This is a genomic window from Bradyrhizobium tropiciagri (genome assembly GCF_001189845.1).
GTDB classification, from domain to species: domain Bacteria; phylum Pseudomonadota; class Alphaproteobacteria; order Rhizobiales; family Xanthobacteraceae; genus Bradyrhizobium; species Bradyrhizobium tropiciagri.
Genome location: NZ_LFLZ01000009.1, coordinates 139,915 through 164,572, shown reverse-complemented (window position 1 = coordinate 164,572; position 24,658 = coordinate 139,915). Strand labels below are relative to the sequence as shown.

The following is a 24,658-nucleotide window of genomic DNA, read 5'->3' as shown; positions in this document are numbered from 1 at the left end:
AGCGTTATGTTTTTTCCAGGCAGCCGCTACGTCTCCCTGCAGACCTACACGGTGACCCGCAGCGATGGCTCGACCGTCACCGCGACCCGTCTGCCGACGCCCGGCCTGGCCGTCGTGCTCGGCTATTACCGTCGCAAATCCGGCGACCGGCTCGATCACATCGCCGCGCGGTTCATGGCGGACGCGACCGCCTTCTGGCGCATCTGCGATGCCAACGGCGCCGTCTCGCCGGACGCGCTGGCGGCACGCGATCTCGTCGGCGCTCCAATTGATGCGTCGGGGACGGGGTGAATGGCGAATTCCTACACGCTGACGCTGGGCGGGCAATCGGCTGACAGCACGCTTTACTCATTGATCACGTCGCTGGAGGTGGAGGAGGGCATGGACATGGCTTCGGCGATACAAATCTCGCTTCCCGTGTCGCGCACGGACCAGGGTGATCTGACCTATATCTCCGACTCTCGCTTCGCGCCGCTTGCGCCCGTCGCCGTGGTCGCAACCGCGAGCGGCGGTGCGGGTGGTGGGACGGCGGGGCCCCTAGGCGCCGTGGCGTCCGCGCTCGGCGGCGGCTCGGCGTTTTCCGCCGCCCAATGCATTTTCGACGGCTATGTCCTTTCGCAAAAGCTGCGGCTCGAAACCGGCGTTACCAATTCGACAGCATCGATCTGGGGGCAGGACGCGAGCTGGCTCATGAGCCAGACCGAAAAGTCGCGGGAATGGGCCGACGTCACAGACGCCGACGTCGCCGCGACGATCTTCGGCGAATACGGGATCACGCCCTCCGACCAGAACTCGCAGGATGATTCCGCGAGCCACACCTCCGACACGCACAGCCTGATGCAACGAGGTACCGATATTGCCTTTCTGCGCATGCTGGCGCGGCGCGGCGGCAAGGTCTGCCGCATCGCCTGCGCCGACACGCCCGGCCAGCGCACCGGCTTCTTCGCCACGCCGAAGCTCGACGGCGATCCGGCCTTCACCCTGACGCTCAACGATCCTGCCAACTGGACGGTCAGCGCGCTTGATTTCGAGTGGGACGCGACACGGCCGACCGCCGTTGTCGCGCGCTCGGCCCTATTCAGCGATTCCGATCCCGAGGGGGCGGTCGGCGACACCTCCGACTCCGGGCTCAAGAATCTGAGCGACAGCGATCTTGCGACGTTCGCCGGACAGCCGACCACGGTGATGCTGACGGCAGCGGTCGACAATGCGGGCGATCTCACCTTGCGCGCCAAGGCTCTGTTGCGCGAAGCGGGATGGTTCGCACGCTGCGATGGCGAAGCCGACGCTGACCGTCTCGGTGTCGTGTTGCGGCCGGGGATGCTAGTTGCCGTCAAGGGCGTCGGCGCGACCTTCTCCGGTTCCTGGCTTGTCTGGAGCGTTCGTCACAAATTCACGCAGGAAGGACACAAGATGAATTTTACCCTGTTGCGCAACGGCGTCGGCGCCGCCGGGGCGTCGGGCGGCGGCCTGCTTTCCGCCCTAGCCGGTGCACTGTGAGCGGGCCGGGCGCGCGAGCGCGCGATGACGAGCTGCTCGACGTGGTCGAGCGGCTGCGCAATCGATTCTTCGGCAAGTATCGCGGCGTGGTGACGGACGTGGATGCCGCAACCATGCGCGTGAAGGCCTCGGTTCCGGCGGTACTCGGCGCGCAGACCAGCGGATGGGCGCGTCCCTGCACGCCGTTCGCCGGACCGAACATGGGGTTTGCCTTCCTGCCCGACGTCGCGCCGGCGTCTGGATCGAGTTCGAGGGCGGCGACGTGTCCTTTCCGGTCTGGGTCGGCTGCTATTGGCACGATGGCGATCAGCCGTCGGATGCGACCGAGAGCGTACGCGCGATCGTGACCAAGGCCGGGCAAAAGATCTTGATCGACGTCGACGGCGGCTCGATCACGATTGAGGACCAGAACGGCAACACCGTGACGATGGATTCGAGCGGCCTATCGTTATCGGGATCGGGGCAGAATGTCACGCTCGGCAGTTCGGGCGTGAACGTCAATCAGGGCGCGTTCGAGGTGACTTGACCATGCCGCCATTTCTCACCACTGCAAGCGTCCTGATGTGCCCGCACGGCGGCACCGTGCAGATCGTGGCGTCGAACTCCAACGTTCAGGCGGGCGGCACGCCCATGGTCACGTCCGCGGATACGTTCACGATCGTCGGCTGCTCCTTCAACGTCTCCGGCACGCCGCAACCTTGCGTCAGCGTGCAATGGGTCCAGACCGCGGCGCAAAGCACAATCTCCAACAACCCGACGCTGACCAGTGCCAGCGTCGGGCTTTGCCTTGCCGCAACCCAGACGCCGCAGGGTCCCGTAACCATCTCCACCACCCAGACGGACGTTTCAGGAATGTAGAATGTCTTGATTGCTTTCTTTGAGGAGCGGAACGTGGCTCGTACTGATTACGCATTCCCTTTTCGTATCGATGCCGCTTCTAACCAGGGTGCGCAGGCGCCTTACGCCCCGCATGTCGACCAGATGATCCGGCAGGTGCTGCTGACCTCGCCCGGAGAGCGCGCCGACCTGCCGTCATTCGGCTGCGGCCTGCGCCAGCTCCTGTTCGCGCCGAACACCGACGCCTTGAAGGCGACCACGCAGTTATTGGTGCAGAGCAGCCTGACGCGCTGGCTTGGAAGCCAGATTGATCTCAAATCCTGCAAGGTACAGTCCGGCCCCGGCGGCGACATGTCGCAAATCGAGGTGACGATCTCCTACGTCCTGATCGAGACCCAGTCGCTGCAACAGGCCAAGGTCGTGGTGATGTGACATGAACAGCCGCGACCGACGCGCGCAATTGCTGAATTCGACGAAGTTTAACGGCATCGACTTCGTCGAGATCGTCGACAAGACGCAGACGTGGCTGCGCGTGCATTTCCTCAACGCTGTCGACATCAAGGCGACGATGGTTGGGGCACCCACCATCACTGGTGGCGAGACAATACCGACCATTGCCGTGAAGCCGATTGCGGCCGGCGATTGGGGCGACGACGACGGCCATCTCGTGCTCGATCTTTACGTCGTCGCTCCCGGGGACTTCTCGATCTACACGCTGGCGCTGTCTTCGCAAACGCTCGATGTCGCCTTCTCCAGCGTCCCCTTCTCGTTCAAGGCCGGCTGTCCCTCGGATGTCGATTGCGTCGCAGCACCAGTGCCGGCCGAGGTCGCTGCGAACGACGCTCCGCAAATCGACTATCTCGCCAAGGACTTCCTGAGCTTCCGTCAGGCTTTGCTGGATTTCTCCAGCCAGCGCTATCCCAATTGGCAGGAGAGGTCGGAAGCCGATTTCGGCATGATGTTCCTCGAGGCGATCAGCGCCGTCGGCGACGAGTTGAGCTACCTCCAAGACCGCGTTGCCGGCGAAGCGAGCCTGGTGACGGCGACGCAAAGGCGATCGGTGATTCGCCATGCCCGGTTGGTCGATTACGCTGCCGCACCGACGCTGTCGGCCAGCGCGATACTGCAATTCGAGGTGGCGAAGACCACCGCCTTCGTCGGACCCCGCGTCGCGGTGACGGCACAGGGCCCCGATGGCGCACCCGTCGTCTTCGAAACCGGTCGCGGCCTTGCAGACGGCACGAACACTGCGGTCAACGCGGCCTGGAATCGCGCATCCGGCATTCGCACCTATTGGCTCGACGACAGCGCTCAAATCCTGCCCGTTGGCGCGGTCGCGATGCTCGTGAATGGCCACGGCCATGCCTTCCAACCCGGGCAACCCCTGCTGATTGAAACGGCAGCGGCGGAGGAGTTGGCGCCGCCGATCGTTCAGCTCGTGTATCTGCTGCCCGCCGGCGATCGGAGCGGCGCCTGGGCGCAAGAGCTGCACGATGATATCTTCGGTGCCGACTATACGCGCATCGCCTTGCAGGCCAAGGATGCCATCACCGTTGCGCGTGATCTGTCGAAGACCAGCGTCATCGGCAATCTCGTATTCGCGACACAAGGAAAGACCGTCCTCGAGCACCTTGTCGTCGGCAAGGCGCCACCCGCCCAAGGCACGCCCGTCGCGGCCATGGAGCGCGCGGGTTCGAGCCCGGCGACAGCCGGGCAGACGGCAATCCGCCCCGTCATCAAGCTCCATACGCTGGGCGAGGCGCCCGCGACCTGGTTGCCGCAGAGCGTGACTGGACAGTCGTCGCCGCAGCCGGAAGTGCAGGTGCAAGATCAGACCGGTGAAGCATGGATCTGGGTCGACACGTTGCTTGATGCCGCCACCGACGCCAAAGCCTTTACGCTCGACGCAGCCGCGTATCGTCCGCTCGGCGTCAACTCGGACAACAGCATGACCTACGACTTTGACGGCGACGCTGGCGACACGATCCGCTTCGGCGACGGAAATTTCGGCCTCAATCCCGATTCCAGCATGAGCTTCAAAATCAGATATCGCATCGGCGCGGGCTTTGCAGGAAATGTCGCGACCGGATCGATCACGCAGATCGATCCTGAAATCATGACCAAGAACGGCCTTGTGTCGGCGACCAACCCTTTCCCGGCAAGCGGTGGCGCCGACGCGCAAAGTCTGCTCTCGATCAAGCGACTGGCGCCGCAGGCTTCCGGGCGGTGCTGATGCGGGCGGTGCTGCCGCGCGACTATGAGGTTGCGGCGGAAGGCCTGCCCTGGGTGAGGCGCGCCGGAACGGTGCAGCGCTGGACCGGGAGCTGGCTTACGACCTTCACGACGCCGGAGCCAAAGGCGAGCGAACAGGCGCTGACATCGGATCGAATCGGACTGATCAATCTGCTCAACCGCCTGCGCATGGCGGGCTCCGAGAGCTATGCGCCCGATCCGGAATACGTCTCGATTGACCTGATCGTCGAGCTTTGCGCGCAAGGCAGCGCCTTCGCCGCTCAAGTCAGGCAGGCAGTAATCGCGGCGCTGGCGCCGACCGGGGCCAATGCGGCCTCGGCCTTTTTCGCGGTGAGCCGGTTTGTGTTCGGCCAGCCGCTCTATCGCAGCGCGCTTGAGGCTGCGATCCAGGCCGTGCCTGGTGTCGACGGTGTTCGAAGCGTCAAGTATCGCCTGCGCAATCACTCACCGGACTTCCTGACGATGAACGACGTCGTTGTCGTCGGCGTGAACCAGATCCTGCGCTGCGACAACGATCCCAGCCGTCCCAACAACGGTGCTCTCAGTGTCAGCGTAGGAGGTGGGCGATGACACGGTCGCGGGTGCGGCGAAAACGGGAGGAGCTGTGACGATGTCGAGTCGCTCCTCGTCGAGCAATTCCACCGCGCCGGTGTTTCCGCGATCGACCGCCAATGCGCCGGGCCTTTCCAAGATCCAGTACCGCGTCGGCGATTTCGTCGCGTTTCGCGACAGCCTCCTCGAGGCACTGCCGAACGAAACCCAGATCAAGAAATGGCGCCCCAGCAAGGACGGCGACCTGGCGCTGCAACTGCTGGAATGGCAGGCCTATATCTGCGACGTCCTGGCTTTCTACAACGAGCGAATCGCCAACGAGAGCTATCTGCGCACCGCGCTATTGCCCGAAAGCGTCAACCATCTCGTGCGGGTGCTCGGCTATCGCCCGCGGCCCGCGCTCGGCGCCAGGGGGATGCTGGCCGCGCTGCTCAGCTCCGGCGCTCGCACGCCTGTCCAGGTGCCCGCAGGCTTGCAGGTGCAGAGCAAGCCCGGACCCGGCCAGACTCCGCAGGTCTACGAGGTCGACAAGGCCACAAGCATCGGCGCGCCCGACCTCGTGATCGCCGACGTCGTGCCTACGGATCTCCATCTCACCGGTCCCGGCCCCGTGTTGTGGTTGGCCGGAAAAGTCTCGGGGATCAAGGCGGGCGATCGCCTGCTGCTGATCACGGCGGCATCATTGGTCGACCAGACCCTGGGCGACTATTCCTGGATCAAGATCACCGGCGTGACCGCTGCGACCGACCCGCTCGGGAGACCGGTCACGCAGCTTGCTTTTTCATCGCTCACCGCGCCGGTCCGTGACGGCGCGCAAGCCCGGGACTATATGCTGCTGCGTCTCCGCCAATCCGAGCCGCTTTGGACGTTCTCCAGCGCCACCGCGATCACGACCAGCTCGCTCGAACTTGCCGGTCTCGCGCGCGGCCTCGCCACCGGAAGCCTGATCCTGATCGACATCGCACAAGCGTCGACCTCAATACTCGACTCCGGAGTCACGACGATCGCTGACGCGGGAATGGCTCTGACGGATTCGGTCGAGGAGGAGCTATCGGAAGTAACGGCGTTTGAGGACACGTTGTCCGACGATGTCGTGTTTCGCAGCGCGTTCGGCAACATGACGTCGGCGGCGAAGCAAGCCATGTTTCACAGGATCAAGGGCGAAAGCATCAGCCCCACTATACCGCCGCCCGGGTTTCGGTTTGTTGCGAAGACCAGTGCCGCCGTCGTTTCGAGCTACGCCGAAACCATCGGGCATCCGGCAAGCTCAACTTCGGATGCGGCTGCGTCGGCATCCGCTGTCGCCATTCCGCATACGACGGTCGGTTTCACACCAGCCATGCCCGACGCGACAATCTTGCCTGCCGCGGCCAACGTCACGGTCCGCTGGGATTGGCTGCCGGTCGGAACGCTGGTGCCGGTTCTGACTTCAGCCGATTACGTCTATGTTGACGGCAACAGTCTGACACCGGGCGCGTCGAGCCCGGCGCAATTCCCCTCGAAGACTACGCAGGTGATGCTCGAGGACGGCAGCGGCAGTGCAAGCACGGCGGTGCTCACCGGTTCGGCTGGGTCACCGTCGACCGGGCAGCCTTCGTCCGCGACCCTCGGCCCTCTCAGTCCGCCGCCTGCAGCGCCGCTGACCTCGCCGATCGACGTGTTCTTCAATCTCGTCAATGTGTCGCAGGGCAAGACCGTCGCGAGCGAGACGCTTGGTGGGGGCGATTCGCGGGTCTCTGGACAGGATTTCAGTTTCACCAAATCCCCTCTGACCTATTTCGCCGACCCGGCCTCGGTCTCCGGCGACGGCTACAGCAGCACCGCGCAGGTCAGCGTTAATGGCGTGCAGTGGCAAGAGGTGCGGAGCTTCTATGGTCAGTCGCCGACAGCTCAGGTTTTCGTGCTGCGCGAGGACGACTCCGGCCGGACCCATGTGACGTTCGGCGACGGCATCAACGGCGCGCGTCTGCCGACGGGGGCGGGCAATGTCGTCGCCACCTATCGCTTCGGCTCCGGGGGCGAGCCGCCTTCGGCGGAAACCCTCACCAACGTGATGACACCGACGCCGGGCCTGAAGGGTTTTCGCAATGCGCTGTCGCCGACCGGCGGCACCAACGCCGATTCACCGGCGCGGCTGCGCCAACTCGCGCCCGCATCCGTGCTGACGCTCAACCGGGTCGTCTCCATCGACGACTTCGCCACGGTGGCCGCGACGGCTCCGGGCGTCACGCAGGCCGCCGCCAGCTTTGCTTTCGATCCTTTTTCGCAACGTCCCAAGGCGACCATCTGGGTCGCGGGCGACGAGGGCGCCGTGACGTCAGCGATGACCGCGCTTGCGGGCGCGGGCGCTCCGATGGGCAACGTGCGGGTGCTCGCGGCGACGCCCGTCATCGCCCGGCTGACCGTCAATTTCATTCGGGATCCGCGCTATGCGGAGGCTGCCGTGGAGCAGGCGTTGCTCACCGCGCTGGTCGATCCCGACACGGGTCTGCTCGGCGCCAATGTGATCCGCATCGGGCAGGGGGTCTATGAGAGCCAGATCGCCGCGGCCTGCCTCGCCGTGTCAGGAGTCGCGGCGGTCCAGTCGATTTCCTTCGCTCCGGCGCTAAGGGTGTTCTTCGGCCTGCGCTTCGGTGCGCCGACGAGCGAGGCGCTGCGCCACGATCCCGGTATCGGCAACTATTTCGTTGTTCCCAATGATGCCGACCACGTCAGCCTGGTCGGAGTCGTCTCATGACCGGCGCCGCGGACAAATATGCGATCTACTACGGCGACAAGCTATGGAGGCTGATGCCGGCGGTCTATCGCACGCTGGACACCGATCAGTACGATGTGCCTGGGCCGCTGCGCGAGATCGTCAATCGTATCGGCGTCAGCGCCGCCGAGGTGAGGCGCAACATCGACCGCTTGTGGGACGATCAGAGCATCGAGTCCTGCGACGACTGGGTGATCCCCTATATCGCCGATCTCGTCGACACTCGCCTCGTTTCGGGACTGGACGCGGCAAGCCAGCGGCGCGATGTCGCCAACACGATCGACTATCGCCGCCGCAAGGGCACGCTTTCGGTCATCGAGCAGATCGTCCATGACATCACCCAGTGGGACGTCAAGGCGGTGGAGTTCTTCCGCCGGCTCGCGCGCACGCGGCACGGCCTCGATCCCGCGATATGGATGGGCTCCGAGCCGGGCGATCGCGCGCTGGCGCAGGCCGAAGGACTCGTCGGCCCACAGACCGCCACGCCGATCGGCGGCTTCGCCAATCTCCGCAATGTTGTCGGCGCCGTCAAGGCCGGCACGCCCTTCGACGAGTTCTTCCACTTCGCCGACACCAGGGCGGGCCAGGGGGATTTCGGCTGGTACGCCATCCCTCATCTCGGACTTTTCGTCTGGCGACTGAAGAGCTTCCTGGTCGGGCCGGTGACACCGGTGCCCGTCAATAGTTGTCCGGGCTGGTTCTGTTTCGATCCGACCGGGCGTGACATCGCGTTGTTCTGTGCCGGGGCTGCGACCTTCGGCGACGCCTGGACCTCGCCGACTGAAGCGCAGGTTCCCGGGCCGATGTCGCAAGCACTGCTCGCGGCCGAGATTCAGACGGCGACAGTTCAGGGCGGCAATCAGACCGGCGCCCGGCTCAAGACCACGGGCTGGGGCGACAACGCCGCTGATCTGCCCGATGTCGGCGACACCCTGACGATCGAAGGCGTCAATGCGGTCAATTCACAGACGCATGCCGACACCGGAGCACAGCAGGTCTTCACGGTAACAGCGCCGTTGATCGTCGACATCGACGGGTCTGGAATGCTGACGCTCTATCCGCCCATCACCGTGGGCGGCGCCGGCGCAACAGTGGTCGCATCGCCCGCGGACGGCGCGCAAATCTCGCGTGCGGGCGCGGTGCCGGATCCGCTCTATCCCGGCGCGCTTGCCGTTTTTCCGCCACCCGCGAGCCCGCCGCAATCTCCGACGATCCCGCCGATCGCTCCGATGGACCTGAAGCTGCGACCGCAGCGCGGCCGGTTTCACGTCGCAGGCGGTCACGGCGTCACGGCCAAGTACAGCTATGGCTTCCCCTCGGAGATTGGGGCGGGTCCCTATAATCGCCTTGGCCAGACGACGCGGATAGACACGCCCGGTTCGGAATCTCTGATTTCCGGCGGCGGTCCAAATCTTGTCGCCAGGCTCGCGGCAATCGCGACGCTGACGCTCAAGGATTCTCTCACCTATGACGCACCCTCAGCGCCGGTACAGGTGACAGCGCTGACCTTGCGTGCCGATAACCGGCAGCGTCCCCTGGTCAGGCTCGCGACCGGCGGACGAATGATTTTCGTCGGCGCCTCTGCGGATGCCGCGCTTACCTTGGACGGATTATTCGTCAGCGGTGGCGACATCGTGCTCAAGGGACAGTTCGCGACAGTGACGCTTGCCTGTTGCACCCTTGATCCCGGCAATCCGGCTTCGAGCCCGCCCACAAGCCCGCCTTCCTCGCCGCCGAGCCCCTACGCCCTGTCAGCCGACGGACGTCCCCTGGTGCCGACCCGGCTCGTCATCGAGGCCGCCATCGGCACGCTCAAGGTCGATCGCTGCGTGCTTGGCCCGGTGCGAGCGCGCGAGGTCGACCCGAAAGATCCGACACCGATCCCGCAGGCCGTGGGCAATGTCGAGAATGCGATCCTCTCAAACAGCATCCTCCAGGCGATCGAGAGCAAGCGGTCGACCGTTCTCGACGCGTCCGCGGTGTACGATCCGTTGCGGCTGATGCGGCTGTTGCAATTGGCGATGGATCCGGTTGCCGTGCATCTGCGGCAGTTGCGGCCCAAGCTCGTCACCGTGCTCGGCGCACTGGCTTCGCCGCCGACAGCGACGCCACCGCCGCCTCTGTCCTTGCTTCCCGCGGTGCTGGCCGAGATCAACGCGATCATCGCCGGTCCGTCCATCTACGACAGGGCGTTTGCGCATGTCCCACTATCAGAGCGAACGCTCCAGCTCCTGAAAACGCAGGACAAGGCGAGTTCGGCCTCGGGGCTCAATCGTGCGCTGCTCGAGGATGCGTTTCCGCTCGAGCTCGCCGAGGCGGCCCTCGCCTTCGGCGATGGAATGCTGGACGTCTCTCGTTGCACCGTGCTGGGTCGCGTCGTCGCGCATCGGCTGGAGGCGAGCGAATGCATCCTGCAGCAGATGACGACGGCCGATGATCTCCAGGACAGTTGCGTTCGCTTTTCCGCGCTTACCAGCCTCAGCCGGGCGCCGCGTCAATATCAATGCGTCCTCATCCCCGACGGCGCACCGTTGTTCACGTCTACGGAATTCGGACAGCCAGGCTTCGCGCAGCTGCTGCCGACGGCCGATCTGCGGCGCTTGCCGGACACCAATCCGAATGGCGGGCCGCAAAACACGATTTCCGCCGGCGCGGTGGATGGTTCGGAGATGGGCGCCTATGCCCGCGACAGGAATCCGATCCGAGGGCGCGCGCTGTTGCTGAAGATGCAGGAATACATGCCGGCCGGCCTGACCCCGGTCATCATCAACGTCACCTGACGAAGAGGCTCGTCATGAGCAGCGACCGCAGCAGACGCATCGAGACGCCTCATTTCGGTTACAACGGCGTCGTCGCACAGCAGGGTAGGGTAGTCCTTGATCGCGACTTCAATGCCGAGCAGGCGCTGATGGCTGACCGCGTCGGGCTCGACGCATTGTCCTTTGTCGGTCCCTGCGGCACACCCGATGACGGCTTTCGCATCGATGCGCCGCCGCCGGCCAGCCCACCCTCGAGTCCGCTGTCGAGCCCGCCTTCGGCTGCGGCTGCCGATTTCCGTATCTCTCCCGGATTGATGTATGTGGGCGGTCAGGCGGTGACCCTTTCCCTGGTCGAGAATGCGACGACCGCTCCCTATTCCTATCTGCACCAGCCGGACTGGCCTGCGCCGCCGCCGGTCGTGCAGCCTCAGCGGGAACTCGTCTATCTCGATGTAATCGAGTTGGAGGTTGGTGCGGTCGAGGATCCTGATCTGCTCGAAGTGGCGCTTGGCGGACCGGACACGACGGGGCGCAAGAAACTGCTGCGCCGGATCAAGCGGGTGCCGGTGAAGCAAGCTGATTGTCGCGCCGCATGGGCGGAGGCCGTGGCGCGGTGGCGGCAGCAGGGCCTCGCCTTCAATCCGCTGCTGATGACGCTGGTGCCCGCGGTTGGACTAAAGGTCGGCTTCGTCTCCGGCGGCGGAACGGGCGATCCCTGCGACCCGGTGGTGACCGGCGGCTATCTCGGTGCCGAGAATCAATTGATCCGTGTGCGCATCGACAAGTCCGGCGGCACGCCGCGCCTGTTGTGGAGCTACGACAACGCGAGCTTTCTCTATCGCGTCGATACCGTGAACGCGGACAAGACCCGAATCAAGCTCACCTCCGATCCGCCCGACGCTTTCCATTATCCGCAGGCAGGCCAGTTTGTCGAGGTGTTGGCCACCGCTGCCCTGCTTGGCAAAGAGCCCGACGCGACCGGTTCGCCGAGCGGCGTGGAAATCGTGCAGGCCGCGGCCGAGCCGACCGGCTTCATCGCGGCTTTGGCACGGGCCTATGGTCCGGCCGTGAACGGCGATCCGACCAACTATCTCGTGCTCAACGCCGGCGATTGGCCGAGCAACTTTGCCGACAACAACCTGCCTGTGTTCGTGCGGGTCTGGCAATCCGCCGAGGCGCTTCCCGCGTCGGGCGGGACCGTGACGATCGCCAGCGCTGCGACCGGTGTCTCCACCGGGCTCACGGCGACCATCACGCTGCCTGAGAAGGGCGTCTTGCCGGATGGCGCATTCTGGGAGATCGCTGCGCGGCCGGGCACGCCGCAGGGTGTCTATCCCGAAACCCTGCTGCTGGCGCCGCGTCCGCCGGACGGACCGAACCGGTGGGTTTGTCCGCTTGCGGTGATCGACTGGAGCGCGAAAGACGGCCCGGTGATCACGGATTGCCGCCAGACATTCCTGAGCCTCGTCGCGTTATCGCGGCGCTTGCCCGGATGCAGCACGTTCTCGATCGGCGTTCGCGATCTGACGACGGCCAAGCTGCAGGCGTGGATCGATGCCGCGGCGGCGACCGCGCCTCTTGGTGCCGTCATTTGCCTTGCAGCCGGCGAATACGACCTCGATGCTCCACTGCGCCTGGATGCGCGCCACTCCGGCCTGACCATCGATGCGTGCGGCGGTCCGGCTGTGATCAAGGCCGCCGAGGGTGCCGATCCAAAACTGTTCGTCGACGGCCTGGTCGTGCTGACCAGCGCCGCGGACGTGACGATGCGCGGGTTGGAACTGTATCCCGTCGAAGCGCCGGCATCTGAATCGCTGCTGCGTGCTTTTGTTAACCAGCTCGCGGTGGCCTCGCTCGATGCCAAGACGGCCCTGCGCCAACCCCGCGTCGCGTTCGGCTTCCGCCTCCTGAACAGCGCGCGCCTTAAGCTGCAGCATTGTATCATTTCATTCCTCGCTCAACGTCCCGATGACACGGCCGACTTGATTGCCGCGGGGACATTTGCCCAAGGCGCCTGTCATGGACTGGCCATCGAAGAATGCAAGTTCCTGTCGCATGTTGCACCGACATACACGCGTCTGGAGCTCGACACTCCGTCCACGCCGGCACGCCTCAAGCCATTCCTAGATGATCTCATCCAGGTTTCGCTCCCATCCCATTCCCCGCTCAATTTGAGCGTCTTCAACACGGCGATCGCGCACACCACGGTCGCGCGGGACTTGACGGCCGCGCCGCCGCGCGCAGCAGCGGCTGCGGTGATTGCGTCGCCACCGGCCGCAGCGCCTGCAGTACCACCGGCATCGCCACCCGCAAGCCCGCCGTCATCGCCGCCGGCTGAGGTGACCGGTGCCGAATTGCGCGACGAGAAGATCTTCACGGGTCTCGCCGCCGTCGCCGCCAACCGCCTCAGTATCGGCGCCCCGGCGCCCAAACCGGCGATCTCCACGGTCGGCGTGCTCGCTGCCAACAACGGCTCGGCGCGCGCCAACATCGCGGACCTGAATTGCGCACTCGAAGACGCCGTGGTTTCGGATTGCGAATTCGACTGCCTGACCTTGGCCACCTGGTTCTCTGCGTCCTTCGACGTGCTGCGTCTTGTCGACAACCGCTGCGATCAGGGTGTTGCCGGAATTTGGCTTGAACTGCCGGGCGCGGCGGCTCCCACCAATCCTGCGCCGAATTTGCCGCCGTCATATCCGCACACGACCTATTTCGAGGAATATTACCTGCAATACGCTTTCGCCTCGGCGATGCCACCGCCTAAGGATACATCTCCACCAAAGGACGCATCGAAGGACACGTCGAAGATAGATAGTGCAGCGACGAACGATGCTCCGCGAGAGGTGACGCAGTTCGCTCTGCATGTGCGGGGTAACGATGTACGAACGCGGGTATCTACCAAGGACGCACAAGTATCGACAAGCTGCCTTTTTCTCGCGTTGAACCGCACGGCGACAGGCAGTCTAGCTACGGTCCCGGAGAACTCGGTCGTGGTCGACGGCAATCGGCTCGTTTGCGGCGCCGGTCAGTTCGCGCCCTGCGCGCTCATTACGTTTCCCCAGAGCCGGCCTTGCGTCATCAGCGGCAATCTTATGGACAACACCGCCAGGCAGGTTCCGGACTTCAGAGGCCAGAGTCTGTGGCTGTCGGTGGCGAATGCTGCGAGGGGCATCGATGGCGTCGCCGTGACCGGAAACACGCTGGCGGGCGCGCCCTCGACGCTCGCACAGCTGACGCGGCTCGGCGTGGCGGCGCCGGCCAACACGTGGGTCATCTTCAACGCGGACCCGGCATGAGCCTGCTATGAGCAACGCCCTCGCCATCGCCGCGGTCACCGAAACTCTGGTGCAGACGCTGGAAGCCAATCTGGTTAGCGCATCCAAGGTTCAGAACGCGTGGGTGAGCAGCGTCACGCCGGATCAAAAGGACAAACTGCCAGATCCCGGCGTCAACATCTTTCTCTACCAGATCACGCCCAACGCGGCGTTCCGCAACGCCGATCTGCCGACGCGGGGCGCCGATGGAAAATTACTGCAAAGGCCGCAGATCGCGCTCGACCTGCACTATCTTTTCACCTTCTACGGCGACGACGGGGCGCTCGAGCCGCAGCGCCTGCTCGGCGCCGTCACGCTTGCGCTGCATGCAAATCCCGTTCTGGCACGCAACACCATCCAGCTTGCCCCGATCGCGCCACCGAACCAGCAAGGCGGACTGCCGTCCACGGCGCTCGATTCCGGCCTCAACATGCAATCACAACTGATCAGACTGACGCCGGTCTCCTTCACCATCGAGGAGTTGTCCAAGATCTGGTCATTCCTGCTCAAGGTCGATTACGTGCTGTCGACGGCCTATGTCGCCAGCGTGGTGCTGATCCAGACCGACGATCCGCAGCCACCGCCGGCGCCGCCGGCGCTGTCGTATCGCCTGGCTGCCGCGCCGTTCATCCTGCCGGTCATTTCGCAGGTGGTCGCTTCGCCGAATCCCGCCGTGCCGATCACCGACCAGTCGTCGGTTGCCGTGATCGGCGCCAATCTCGCGGCGACTGCGAGTGGAACGACCGTGGTCCTCGTCAACAATGTGGCGACGCCTGCGAGCCTGGTCACGCCGAACCGGATCGTCCTGACGCTGCCCTCCTTGCTGAAGGCCGGGATCCAGACCGTGCAGGTCGTCCAGCCGTCGCTGCTTGGCTCGCCGCCGACCCCGCATCCGGGAGCAGGGCCGATGTCGGGCGTGTTTCCCTTCGTGCTCGCGCCCGCCATCGCGCCGTCGTCGCCTCCGGGCCAGTTCGCCGTTCACTATCTGCCGTCTTTCGGCTCGCCGCCCGGGCCTGCCATCCAGGTTGGCGTCGTCCCGATAGTCAGGGCCGGGCAGCGCGTGCTCTTGCTGTTGAGCCAGACCAATCCGGTCAGGACACGGCTGATCGACGGCGGTGCACAGACGACGGACGGTGCGACGTTGATCTTTCCCGCGGCCGGACTCTCGACGGGCCAATACTTCGTGCAGGTGCTGATCGACGGCGCGCAGAGTGCGCTGACGCTCGGACCGGGCGGCGCGCCGGCCGGCCCGACCGTCGTCGTCTCGTAGATGGGAGATCGATGCCATGCCGTCTCCAGTCGAAACTAGCCGAGAGCAGGCGGCGTTCGGTTCCGCGATCGCCGCGCTGAAGCAGCTTCTCGCCGCTCCGTCGTCGCCACCGTCGCGCGGCGAGACGCCGGCCTCGCTGCAGCGATTGCGCGATGCGTTCGGCCTGTCGCAATTCGAATCCGACATCCTGCTGCTCTGCGCGGCGATGGAGTTCGACGGCGGAACGCCGGCGCTGCTCGCGCAGATCCAGGGCGATCTAGCGCGGCCGTTCCCGTCCTTTGCCTTGCTGTTCGAACGGCTGCCCGAGGCGCATTGGTCGGCGCTCGCACCTGACGCCCCGTTGCGTTACTGGCGGCTCATCGAAATCGGCGCCGGCCAGATCCTCACCCAGGCGCCGCTGCGCATCGACGAGCGCGTTCTGCATTTCCTCGCCGGCGTCGGCCGCTTCGATCTCAGGCTGTCGAGTTTTCTTTCGCTCCTGCCGCCGGTCGCTCCGGAGGAATTGCCGCCCTCGCAGACGGCCATCGTGCGCGAGATCGTCCATCTCTGGTCGGGAGCCGCGCGCGGCACCGAGCTTCCGCTCGTGCAGTTGCGCGGTGTCGCTGCCAATTGCAGGCCGGTTGCCGCCGCCGTCGCGCACGCGCTCGGGCTTTCCGCCATGACCCTTCCCGCCGAACGCCTGCCGGCAATTCTTTCCGATCTCGAAACCTTCATACGGATGTGGGAGCGCGAGACCGTGCTCTCGGGTGCGGGTCTGCTGTTGATCGATCGTGAGGACGATTCCGAGGACAGCGAGGCCGACCGCGGCCGCGCCGCGGCTGTGGCGGCGCTGATCGAGCGGGCGAGCGGACCAACCATCCTGCGCGACCGTGAGCCGCGTCGGATCGAGAGCCGTGCCGCCGTGGTCTTCGCCGTCGGCCATCCGTCGCGCGAGGAGCAATTGTCGATCTGGCGTGACGGCCTGGGATCTGCGGCTTCGGCCTTCACCGATCTCGATGCGGCGGTGGCGCAATTCAGCCTCAGTGCGAGTGCGATCCGCCACATGGCGCGCGAGGCGCGCGCGGAGCTTTCGCCGCCCGGCGCGGCACCTCCCGGCTTGTGGGACATGTGTCGGCGGCAGCTGCGCGGCGGCCTTGACGGCCTCGCCCAGCGTATCGAATCCCGCCAGAATTGGGACGATCTGGTCCTGCCCGATCAGCAGAAGCAGGTGCTGCGTGCGCTCGCGGCGCAATTGCGCCAACGCGGCAAGGTTTTCGATGACTGGGGTTTTGGCGCCAAGACGGCGCGCGGGCAGGGCCTTTCGGCGCTGTTCTACGGGCCGAGCGGCACCGGCAAGACCATGGCCGCGGAAGTTCTTGCCAATGAATTCCGCCTCGACCTCTATCACATCGACCTGTCGCGCGTGGTCAGCAAATATATCGGCGAGACCGAGGCCAATCTGCGCCAGGTGTTCGACGCAGCCGAAGACAATGGCGCAATCCTGCTGTTCGACGAGGCCGACAGCATGTTCGGCGCGCGCAGCGAGGTCAAGGACAGCCACGATCGCTACGCCAATATCGAGGTCAGCTACCTGCTCCAGCGCATGGAGGCCTATCGCGGCCTCGCCATTCTCACCACCAACATGCGATCCGCGCTCGACCCCGCGTTCCTGCGCCGCATCCGCTTCGCAATCTCCTTCCCGTTTCCCGACGCGCCGCAGCGCGCCGCGATCTGGCGGCGGGTTTTCCCATCGGCGGCGCGGACGGACGGGCTCGACCCGGATAGACTGGCCCTGTTGCGGCTCGCCGGCGGCAATATCCGCAACGTCGCGCTGAACGCCGCATTCCTGGCCGCCGACAGTGACGAGCCGATCGGGATGCGCCATGTGCGCGAAGCCGCGCTTGCCGAATATTCCAAGATCGAGCGCCGCATGACACTGGCTGAAGCCGAAGCATGGGTGTAGCTGCCGCACCAAAGGCCGCAGCCGCGGCGCGTGACGGACCGGGCCTAAAGGCGCGGCAGCCCGCCGTCGCGCCGGCGCCTCCGCAATTGGCATTGGCACGGAAATCCTGCGAATGCGGTGCCGAGGCCGGCCTTTCCGGACGCTGCGTGCCCTGCCTGGGCACAAGCCTGACATCGGCGCGAGACAGGTCGTCGCGCCTGGGAGGCGCGGCCGCTGCGCCGGTCGAGGCGATGCGCAAGCCGGCGCCCGCCGGCGCCGCCGTCCACAACATCGCGCAGATGAACCTTCGCGCGGATCTCGGTGCGGGCAATCCACTCGGGATCGCTGCCGCGCCGAAGACGATCCGCTTGCAGACACAATTGCGCGTGTCGATGCCGGGCGACGCCGCCGAGCGCGAGGCGCAGGAGGTCGGCCGGCGTATCGCCGATATGCCGCCGCCGACCGGCACGCCGCCCGACAATCTGGTTCCGTTGCGGCACGGCTTCGCGGGCATGGTGCACCGACGCGCGATCGGGCCCACGGTCGCAAGCCCCACCGTCATCAGAGGGATCGAGACGACGCGCGGCGCCGGCGCCCCATTGCCGCGCGGGGTACGCGAGTTCATGGAGCCGCGCTTCCGTGCGGATTTCTCCGGCGTCCGCGTGCATCGCGGGCCGGACGCGGCGACGATGAGCAATGCACTGAACGCGCACGCTTTCACCGTCGGCCGCGACATCTATTTCAACGACGGCCAGTTCAAGCCGGACACGCATACGGGCCGCGAGCTCATCGCGCATGAGCTGGCCCACACGATCCAGCAGGGCGGTGTCATCCAGCGCGCCGCGGCGGCGACAGCCGTCTCGGAACGGACCGGCGCCGGTGTTCAGCGAGGCGTCTGGGACAGCATCAAGGGTGCGGCCTCCGCCGTGGCCGATACCGTGGTCGATGTCGGCAAGGGCATTTTGGCCGCGATCGGCGATCCTCTCAATTGGCTCGCCGACAAGGCGAACATGATCCCCGGATTCCGGCTCCTCACGATCGCGCTCGGCGTGAACCCGATCAATATGACGCCGGTGGCGGCGACGCCGGAAAATGTGCTGATGGGGCTCGTCGAACTGATCCCCGGTGGTGGCCTCGTCACGCAAGCGCTCAAGAACGCCGGTATCTTCGACAAGGTTGCTCCCTGGTTCAAGCAGAAGGTGGCCGAGGCGATCGACACGGCGAGTTCGATCAAGAGCGCGGTCTCGACCTTTATCGCAACCCATTCCTGGAAGGATCTCGCCGATCCCGGCGCCTTGTGGGAGGACGCGAAGAAGATCTTCACCCGTCCCTATGACAAGATCGTTGGCTTCTGCAAGGGCGTGATCGTCGACATCCTGAAGTTTATCAGGGACGCTGTACTCAAGCCGATCGCCAAGCTTGCCGAAGGCACGGACAACTGGCCGCTCGTCATCAACGTGCTTGGCGAGAATCCGGTCACCGGCGAGCCCGTGACCCGGGATCCCGACGTGCTGATCGGCGGCTTCATGAAGCTGATCGGCCAGGAGGAGATCTGGCAGAACATGCAGAAGGCCAAGGCCGTGCCGCGGGCTTGGGCGTGGTTCCAGGGAGCGATATCGGCGGTGAAAGGCTTCGTCAGCCAGATCCCCGGCAAGTTCAAGGAGCTGTTCTCGTCGCTGACCATCGAGGACGTCGTCACCGTTGTTGGTGCTTTCAAGAAGGTGGTCGGGGTGTTCGGCGGCTTCGCCGGCAACTTCATCAAATGGGGCCTGGATGCCGCCATCGAGCTCTTGAAGATCATCTTCGACGTCGTGAGCCCCGGCGCGTTCCAGTACGTGCTGAAGACGGGCGCGGCGCTGAAGGCGATCGTGAAGGACCCCGGCCCCTTCGTCAAAAATCTGATCGCCGCCGGCAAGCAGGGATTCGACAATTTCCGTGCCAACTTCGTCGAACATCTGAAGAATTCGCTGCTCGACTGGTTGCTCGGCGCGGTCGAAGGCGTCTACCTGCCGAAAGCGATCACGCTCGCCGAAATGGGCAAGTTCGCGCTCAGCGTGTTCGGCATCTCCTGGGGGCAAATCCGCGCCAAGATCGTCAAGGCGCTCGGACCGAAAGGCGAGATGATCATGAAGGGCCTGGAGACGGCCTTCGAACTGGTCAAGGCGTTCATCACCGGCGCCTGCCGGCGGTCTGGGAGTTCGTCAAGGAGAAGCTGACCAACCTCAAGGACATGGTGGTCGACGCCATCGTCGGCTTCGTCAAGAGCGCGATCATCGAGAAGGCGATCCCGAAGCTGATCGGCATGCTGGTGCCCGGTGCCGGCTTCATCCCGATGATCATGTCGATCTGGGACACCATCAAGGTGTTCGTCGAGAAACTCTCGACCATTGCTGCGGTGGTGAAATCCTATGTCGATTCGATCGTCGCGATCGCGCAGGGTGAGATCGGCGGCGCAGCCAAACGCGTCGAAGCCGGCTTCCAGAGCATGCTCACGCTCGCCATTTCCTTCTTCGCGGGATTCGTCGGCCTAGGCGGCATCCCGAGCAAGGTGAAGGAGGCGGTCGGAAAGCTGCGCGAGATGGTCGACCACGCGCTCGACACGGCGATCACCTGGCTGATCACCAAGGCCAAGGCGCTGTTTGCGAGCTTGTTCGGTGGGAAGGACAAGGATGCAAAGCTCGACACCCTTCCCTTTGACGCGACCGTCGCAGAGCCTTTCTCAATGGGACCCGAAGGCCACACGATCAAGGCCGATCTGCACGCGGGAGAGCTGAAGGTCACGGTAGCCTCGGCGGAGGCCGATCTGGTATCGGCGTTGAAGGCCGCGATTGCAGCGGAGTCCAAGGACACCGGACGCCAGGATTCGCAAAGGAACAAGATATTGATTGAGCTGAATGCGGCTCTATCCCGGGCCCAGTCCATTCGCGAGGACTGGATAGCCCTCGAGGCGCGTGACCCTGCTAACCCAAACAAGAAGGTCACCTACGAGCGCTTCATGACCGGCCGGGTGCGCGAAATCATCGGACGGCTCCGCGAGCTCGCAAAATACAATATCACCGATCTTCAGAACATAATTGCCAAGCCGACCAAGCGGTACATCCCGAAAGGCATCAATATCCGGCCGACCGTTTACGACAAGGCGACCGGCGGAAAGTGGGCTTCCGAGAGCAAGACTTTCAGAAACAAGAAGAAGGCCGAGCTCAGCCAGAACGTGTTCGCCATCGCCAGTATGCGTTCGGTCGACTTTGCGAAAGCACAGTCCGAATGGAACAACCTGCTCGCCACGGGACGGCTCGATGACCAAAAGGTTCCGACGTTTGCGAGCTATAATCACGCCAAGGATTTCCCCCCGCTGGAATACGAGACCGATCATCGGAAGTCTCTCGGAGAATTCTGGAATGCGGGGGAAAATGACAAGGACGACGCGACGCGCTCTGCGACCGCTCTCGATCAGAGTAACTGGCAGTTGCTGACCGCGCGAGAAAATGCGGCAAAGTCCGGTGTCGGATTTAATCGTGAAGTCGGACCGAATTTCGCGAGCGCGGCCGCCGACAGCCCGGCCGGCTCCAGCACGATCAACGGGCAACCCTATCTCGACCACGAGCCATGACATCACCTATTCCCCAACGGCGGCGCTCGCGCGGCGATCATGTTCCGGCAGCGGGATCGCCTCGGCGGCGAACCCGTTCGAGCGAGAATATCGATTTCCTGGAACGCCCCGCGACCGTCCGTTCCGAGCTTGCCGGCCGGGCGGCGCTGCAACGGTCGATCGCGAGCCCCGTGGGAGGATGCGACCGATGACCGCGCCCCTGATCTCCTGCATCCTGCCAACCTATAATCGGCGGCCGTTCATCGCGCACGCGATCGCCTACTTCCAGCGCCAGACTCACGACAACTGCGAGCTCGTCATCCTCGACGACGGCGACGACGCGGTCGGGGACCTCGTTCCGAAAGACTCAACCATCCGCTACGAGCGGCTGCCGAACAGAATCCCGCTCGGTGCCAAGCTCAACCTTGCCTGCGAGATGGCGCAGGGCGATCTCATCGCGCATTTCGACGATGACGACTGGTATGCACCGTGGCGCCTCGCTTATCAGCTCGAATCGCTGGAGGCGACCGGCGCCGACATCTGCGGCATCAACCAGCTCCTCTACTACGACCTTCGCGACGGCCGCGCCTACGAGTATCGCTATCCCCGGGAGCAGCGGATCTGGCTGCTCGGCAGCGATCTCGTCTACCGCAAGGATTTCTGGCGCACGCATCGCTTCGCGGACATCGACGTCGGCATGGATGGGCTGTTCTGCTGGAGCGCCGCGCCAGACCGCATCGTGGCCCTCGATCGGCGCGACTTCGCCGTGCACATGATCCACGGCGCCAATGTCAGTCCCAAGCAGGTGAGCGGCCCCTTCTGGTTTCCTCATGAGGTCGACGCCATCACCCGCGCGCTCGGCGCCGACTGGCCCTATTACAGCCGTGGCGAACGGGAGGGTTCCGACCTGCCGATGCTGCGCGGGTCCGGCGACCCGTATTTGGCCGGCGCGCGGGAAGTGCCGCGCAAGGGCCTGCGCGAGCCGGATTGCCGCGCGCGACCGCCGTCGTCGTCCGGGGCGCAAACGAGGCCGCAGCCCGCGCGCTCCGTGGTCATTGGCGTTCACCTGCACGCCGAGCCGGGGCGGCTGCGCGAAACGCTTGCGGGGATCCAGGCGCACACGTCCGGCGACTTCGATCTTCTCCTGTTGCCCGACGGGCCCGATGCTGCCACGCGGGCCGTGCTGGCGGAGTTCGAGCAATTTGCCCGATCCGCGACCGAAGCGCCGCTGGGGCCGGCCGCCTGTTTCAACAGGCTCGCGCGGGAAACCGATGCGCAGACGCTCGTCCTCATCGAGAGCGGCACGCTGGTTTCTCCCGGATGGCTCGACCGGCTCCTTGCGGTGCTCGACGCTGATCCTCGCCACGGCCTCGCCTGTCCTTCGACCAATCGGGCGTGGAACGAGCTCGCCGCGTTCCCTTATGCGCAGAGCGACGTGGCGGGCCTCGCCCGTGCGGCCGAGGAAGCCGGGCGGCGCTTCGGCGCAGGCTGGAAGAGCCTCGCGCCCTTGTGGGGTGTCGGCGACTATTGCCTTGCGGCAAAGCGCGCCGTCGTCGAGGCGATCGGTCCCGCGGACGAAGGCTATGAGCTCGGACCCTGCTGGGAAATGGATTACGCCGCTCAGGCGGCGCGCGCGGGTTTTGGCGTGGTCTGGGCGCAGGGCGCCTTCGTGTTCCGCCATCCGTTCACACCGCGGCGGCAAACGGAGGAAGCGCGATTGTTCGGCGTGAGCCGGCAACGCTATCAGGACCGGCTCTGCGGCTTGCGCCGGAGCGGCGCCAAGCGCGGCTACGCGGATCACTGCCACGGCGCCGCGTGCCCACATTTCGCAGCACCTGCGGCGTCGCCGGAAGTCGCGGCGGCTGCCACTTGCGAGGCGCCGCTCGTCACCTGCCTGATGCCGACCCGCAATCGCGCGAACTGGGTCCCGCAGGCGCTGAAATATTTCTGGACGCAGGACTATCCGAACCTCGAACTCGTCATCGTCGATGCGAGCGCTGAAAGCGCACTTGCCACGCTGCCGGAGGATCCGCGTATTCGCCGCGTCCGGGCGCCCGAGCACGCCTCGATCGGTGCCATGCGGAATCTCGGCTGCGAGCAGGCGCGCGGCGAGGTCATCATTCATTGGGACGATGACGACTGGTATGCGCCAACGCGCGTCTCGACGCAGGTTCGGCCGATTCTCGAGGACCAGGCCGACGTCACCGGGCTGCGGGACAATTGGTTCTTCGAGCTCGATACCTGGCAGTTCTGGCGCTGCACACCCGCGCTGCATGCCAGGCTCTTCGTGCTCGACGTACACGGCGGCACGCTGGCGTTCCGTCGTGCACTGTACGCACCGTATTGCCGCTATCCCGAGTTGTCGCTCGCCGAGGATGCCTATTTCCTGACGCAACTCGTCGCGCGAGGGGCGCGGTTGCGCCGGCTTCCCGGCGCCGACGTCTTCGTCTACCTGCGCCACGGCACAAATGCATGGAGATTTCCCTGCGGCACCTATCTCGATCCGCAGGGCTGGGTGCAAGAGAACGAGCCGGCCCTTCTGGCGCAGGACCGCTCGTTCTACGCGGCGCGTTCGCTCGCGGTTCCCGCGCCGGAGATGACGACCGCGTCGGAGTTGCGCGTGTCGGCGCCAGCCCTTCCGAATCCCGACTGGACCGCCGCCGCTTCGGCAGCATCGTCGGCGGTCCACGCACCGTGCGAAGCGCGACAGGTGTGAGGCGTGCACCATGGCAAAGATGTTCCAGGAGATCGAAGGCTGGTTCGACTTCGACGATATCTACGAGCTCGCACTGCGACGAAGCAGCAGCCGCAAGCCCGCGCGCTTCGTCGAGATCGGCGCTTACAAGGGGCGTTCATCCTGCTATCTCGCCGAGCGCATCGCCGAAACGGGCAAGGCCATTCGCCTCGACGTCGTCGATACGTTCGCCGGTGATCCCGACGTCGGCGAGCGGGATCTGTGGCCCGAATTTGCCGCCAATCTCGCGCGTGCCGGCGTCCTGCCGCGCGTCCAGTCGCATCGCTGCGCAAGCCTCGATGCCGCGCCCCGATTCGCGGATGGCTCGCTCGATTTCGTGTTTCTTGATGCTCGGCACACCTTTGAAGATGTGCAGCGGGACCTCGCCGCATGGTGGCCGAAGTTGGGGCCGGGCGGTCTGTTCGCCGGCCACGACTATGGGTATTCGCCTGGTGTGCAAGCCGCAGTCGACGCGTTCGTCGCTGCGCACGGGTTCCAGCACGCCTTCCGTACCAGCGGCGCCTCGTGGTTAATCTACAAGTCGCTCGTCGTCGACGCCGCCTATTGTCTCAGCCTGCCGCGGCGCGCGGATCGACGGCAGAAGGCCGCGGCACAGCTCCGCGCCGCAGGACTGGAGGGCTCGGTCACGTTCTTCGATGCGATCGACGGCGCTGCGCTCGACCATCCGCATGTGGTCTCCGACGGCCAGGCCGGTTGTGCGGCGAGCCATCTCGCCGCGCTGCGCGCGGCGAGCGAGACCGGTCATCGCCATGTGCTCATTTTCGAGGACGACGTCGAGTTGGTGCCCGATTTCCTGAGCCGCATGGCGACATCGCTCGCCCGGTGTCCGTCGGCCTACGATCTCTGTTACGTCGGCGCGCTCTGCGTGGAGACCTGGGGCAATTATCTGCACCCGTTCGACGAGTACGTGGCGCGCGTCGGTTCGGTCTGCGGCACGCACGCCTATATCGCCAACCTAGAGGCGTTGCCGGAGATCGAGGCGGGCCTCGGTGGCCTCGGCCGTGTGATCGACGACTGGTACGCCGCTTGGTTCGCTCCACGCGGAGACACCTATGCTTTCGTGCCCTATCTCGCCTTTCAGGCGGCCGGTTTCAGCGACGTCGCGCAGGGCCACAACGCCAATGCGGCCCATGCGCACTACGTCTGGCGGTGA

Annotated in this window: 17 protein-coding genes and 1 pseudogene; all 18 read left to right on the top strand. The window is 65.2% G+C overall.

All coding sequences use genetic code 11. The features are described from left to right. Window positions 1-6: 6 nt before the first annotated feature. The 18 genes and pseudogenes from AKN84_RS10450 to AKN84_RS10375 all read left to right on the top strand — a co-directional run bounded on the left by AKN84_RS10450 (window position 7) and on the right by AKN84_RS10375 (window position 24,658). Complete coding sequence (locus AKN84_RS10450) at window positions 7-291, top strand: hypothetical protein (RefSeq protein WP_050420618.1); 285 nt, start codon at window positions 7-9, stop codon at window positions 289-291. Further along, complete coding sequence (locus AKN84_RS10445) at window positions 292-1,500, top strand: phage late control D family protein (RefSeq protein ID WP_050420617.1); 1,209 nt, start codon at window positions 292-294, stop codon at window positions 1,498-1,500. 113 nt (window positions 1,501-1,613) lie between these two features. Beyond that, window positions 1,614-1,847, top strand: coding sequence for a phage baseplate assembly protein V (locus AKN84_RS50635; protein ID WP_430649900.1), 234 nt, complete (start codon window positions 1,614-1,616; stop codon window positions 1,845-1,847). Continuing rightward, the gene (locus AKN84_RS50630; RefSeq protein WP_488226061.1) at window positions 1,763-2,026 is read left to right on the top strand and encodes a hypothetical protein; all 264 of its coding nucleotides are present in this window, start codon (window positions 1,763-1,765) and stop codon (window positions 2,024-2,026) included. Before AKN84_RS50635 ends, AKN84_RS50630 begins: the two co-directional genes overlap by 85 nt. Before the next feature lie 2 nt (window positions 2,027-2,028). After that, a complete protein-coding gene (locus AKN84_RS10435) occupies window positions 2,029-2,358 on the top strand; it encodes a hypothetical protein (RefSeq protein ID WP_050420615.1) in 330 nt (109 codons plus the stop codon). Window positions 2,359-2,391: 33 nt separating this feature from the next. Next, window positions 2,392-2,769 (top strand): GPW/gp25 family protein, encoded by a 378-nt coding sequence (locus AKN84_RS10430; RefSeq protein WP_202814673.1) that lies wholly within the window; start codon window positions 2,392-2,394, stop codon window positions 2,767-2,769. Window position 2,770: 1 nt separating this feature from the next. After that, window positions 2,771-3,091, top strand: a pseudogene (locus tag AKN84_RS50970) (hypothetical protein); the annotation flags it as partial. A gap of 60 nt (window positions 3,092-3,151) precedes the next feature. Next, window positions 3,152-4,570: a baseplate J/gp47 family protein gene (locus AKN84_RS10425; protein WP_128970636.1), complete on the top strand. Its 1,419-nt coding sequence runs from the start codon at window positions 3,152-3,154 to the stop codon at window positions 4,568-4,570. Continuing rightward, window positions 4,570-5,160 carry a baseplate J/gp47 family protein gene (locus tag AKN84_RS10420; RefSeq protein ID WP_128970635.1) on the top strand — a complete coding sequence of 197 codons (591 nt, stop codon included), beginning with the start codon at window positions 4,570-4,572 and terminating at the stop codon, window positions 5,158-5,160. Before AKN84_RS10425 ends, AKN84_RS10420 begins: the two co-directional genes overlap by 1 nt. A gap of 40 nt (window positions 5,161-5,200) precedes the next feature. Further along, window positions 5,201-7,879 carry a baseplate J/gp47 family protein gene (locus AKN84_RS10415; RefSeq protein WP_050420611.1) on the top strand — a complete coding sequence of 893 codons (2,679 nt, stop codon included), beginning with the start codon at window positions 5,201-5,203 and terminating at the stop codon, window positions 7,877-7,879. Further along, complete coding sequence (locus AKN84_RS10410; protein WP_050420610.1) at window positions 7,876-10,677, top strand: hypothetical protein; 2,802 nt, start codon at window positions 7,876-7,878, stop codon at window positions 10,675-10,677. The genes AKN84_RS10415 and AKN84_RS10410 overlap by 4 nt, the downstream gene beginning before the upstream one ends. Before the next feature lie 14 nt (window positions 10,678-10,691). Continuing rightward, entirely contained in the window at window positions 10,692-13,952 is a 3,261-nt protein-coding gene (locus AKN84_RS47250; RefSeq protein ID WP_050420609.1) for a DUF6519 domain-containing protein, read from the top strand. A 7-nt stretch (window positions 13,953-13,959) separates the two neighbouring features. Continuing rightward, a complete protein-coding gene (locus AKN84_RS10400) occupies window positions 13,960-15,240 on the top strand; it encodes a Pvc16 family protein (protein WP_050420608.1) in 1,281 nt (426 codons plus the stop codon). A 16-nt stretch (window positions 15,241-15,256) separates the two neighbouring features. After that, window positions 15,257-17,182, top strand: a complete 1,926-nt coding sequence (locus tag AKN84_RS10395; protein WP_050420607.1) for an ATP-binding protein — start codon at window positions 15,257-15,259, stop codon at window positions 17,180-17,182. Then, window positions 17,173-19,377, top strand: a complete 2,205-nt coding sequence (locus AKN84_RS10390) for an eCIS core domain-containing protein (protein WP_128970634.1) — start codon at window positions 17,173-17,175, stop codon at window positions 19,375-19,377. Before AKN84_RS10395 ends, AKN84_RS10390 begins: the two co-directional genes overlap by 10 nt. A 182-nt stretch (window positions 19,378-19,559) precedes the next feature. Beyond that, on the top strand, window positions 19,560-20,771 hold the full coding sequence (locus AKN84_RS47735; RefSeq protein WP_162240863.1) for a hypothetical protein: 1,212 nt from the start codon (window positions 19,560-19,562) through the stop codon (window positions 20,769-20,771). A gap of 187 nt (window positions 20,772-20,958) precedes the next feature. Further along, window positions 20,959-23,466 carry a glycosyltransferase gene (locus tag AKN84_RS10380; RefSeq protein ID WP_050420604.1) on the top strand — a complete coding sequence of 836 codons (2,508 nt, stop codon included), beginning with the start codon at window positions 20,959-20,961 and terminating at the stop codon, window positions 23,464-23,466. Between the two features lie 10 nt (window positions 23,467-23,476). Next, window positions 23,477-24,658, top strand: a complete 1,182-nt coding sequence (locus tag AKN84_RS10375; RefSeq protein ID WP_050420603.1) for a class I SAM-dependent methyltransferase — start codon at window positions 23,477-23,479, stop codon at window positions 24,656-24,658.

Excerpts from the sequence above, each read along its gene's own strand:
- AKN84_RS10415 (WP_050420611.1), top strand. The coding sequence starts at position 5,201 with ATGTCGAGTCGCTCCTCGTCGAGCAATTCCACCGCGCCGGTGTTTCCG.
- AKN84_RS10450 (WP_050420618.1), top strand. The coding sequence starts at position 7 with ATGTTTTTTCCAGGCAGCCGCTACGTCTCCCTGCAGACCTACACGGTG.
- AKN84_RS50635 (WP_430649900.1), top strand. The coding sequence starts at position 1,614 with ATGCGCGTGAAGGCCTCGGTTCCGGCGGTACTCGGCGCGCAGACCAGC.
- AKN84_RS10400 (WP_050420608.1), top strand. The coding sequence starts at position 13,960 with ATGAGCAACGCCCTCGCCATCGCCGCGGTCACCGAAACTCTGGTGCAG.
- AKN84_RS10410 (WP_050420610.1), top strand. The coding sequence starts at position 7,876 with ATGACCGGCGCCGCGGACAAATATGCGATCTACTACGGCGACAAGCTA.
- AKN84_RS10375 (WP_050420603.1), top strand. The coding sequence starts at position 23,477 with ATGGCAAAGATGTTCCAGGAGATCGAAGGCTGGTTCGACTTCGACGAT.
- AKN84_RS47250 (WP_050420609.1), top strand. The coding sequence starts at position 10,692 with ATGAGCAGCGACCGCAGCAGACGCATCGAGACGCCTCATTTCGGTTAC.
- AKN84_RS10390 (WP_128970634.1), top strand. The coding sequence starts at position 17,173 with ATGGGTGTAGCTGCCGCACCAAAGGCCGCAGCCGCGGCGCGTGACGGA.
- AKN84_RS10435 (WP_050420615.1), top strand. The coding sequence starts at position 2,029 with ATGCCGCCATTTCTCACCACTGCAAGCGTCCTGATGTGCCCGCACGGC.
- AKN84_RS10395 (WP_050420607.1), top strand. The coding sequence starts at position 15,257 with ATGCCGTCTCCAGTCGAAACTAGCCGAGAGCAGGCGGCGTTCGGTTCC.
- AKN84_RS10380 (WP_050420604.1), top strand. The coding sequence starts at position 20,959 with ATGACCGCGCCCCTGATCTCCTGCATCCTGCCAACCTATAATCGGCGG.
- AKN84_RS10445 (WP_050420617.1), top strand. The coding sequence starts at position 292 with ATGGCGAATTCCTACACGCTGACGCTGGGCGGGCAATCGGCTGACAGC.
- AKN84_RS10420 (WP_128970635.1), top strand. The coding sequence starts at position 4,570 with ATGCGGGCGGTGCTGCCGCGCGACTATGAGGTTGCGGCGGAAGGCCTG.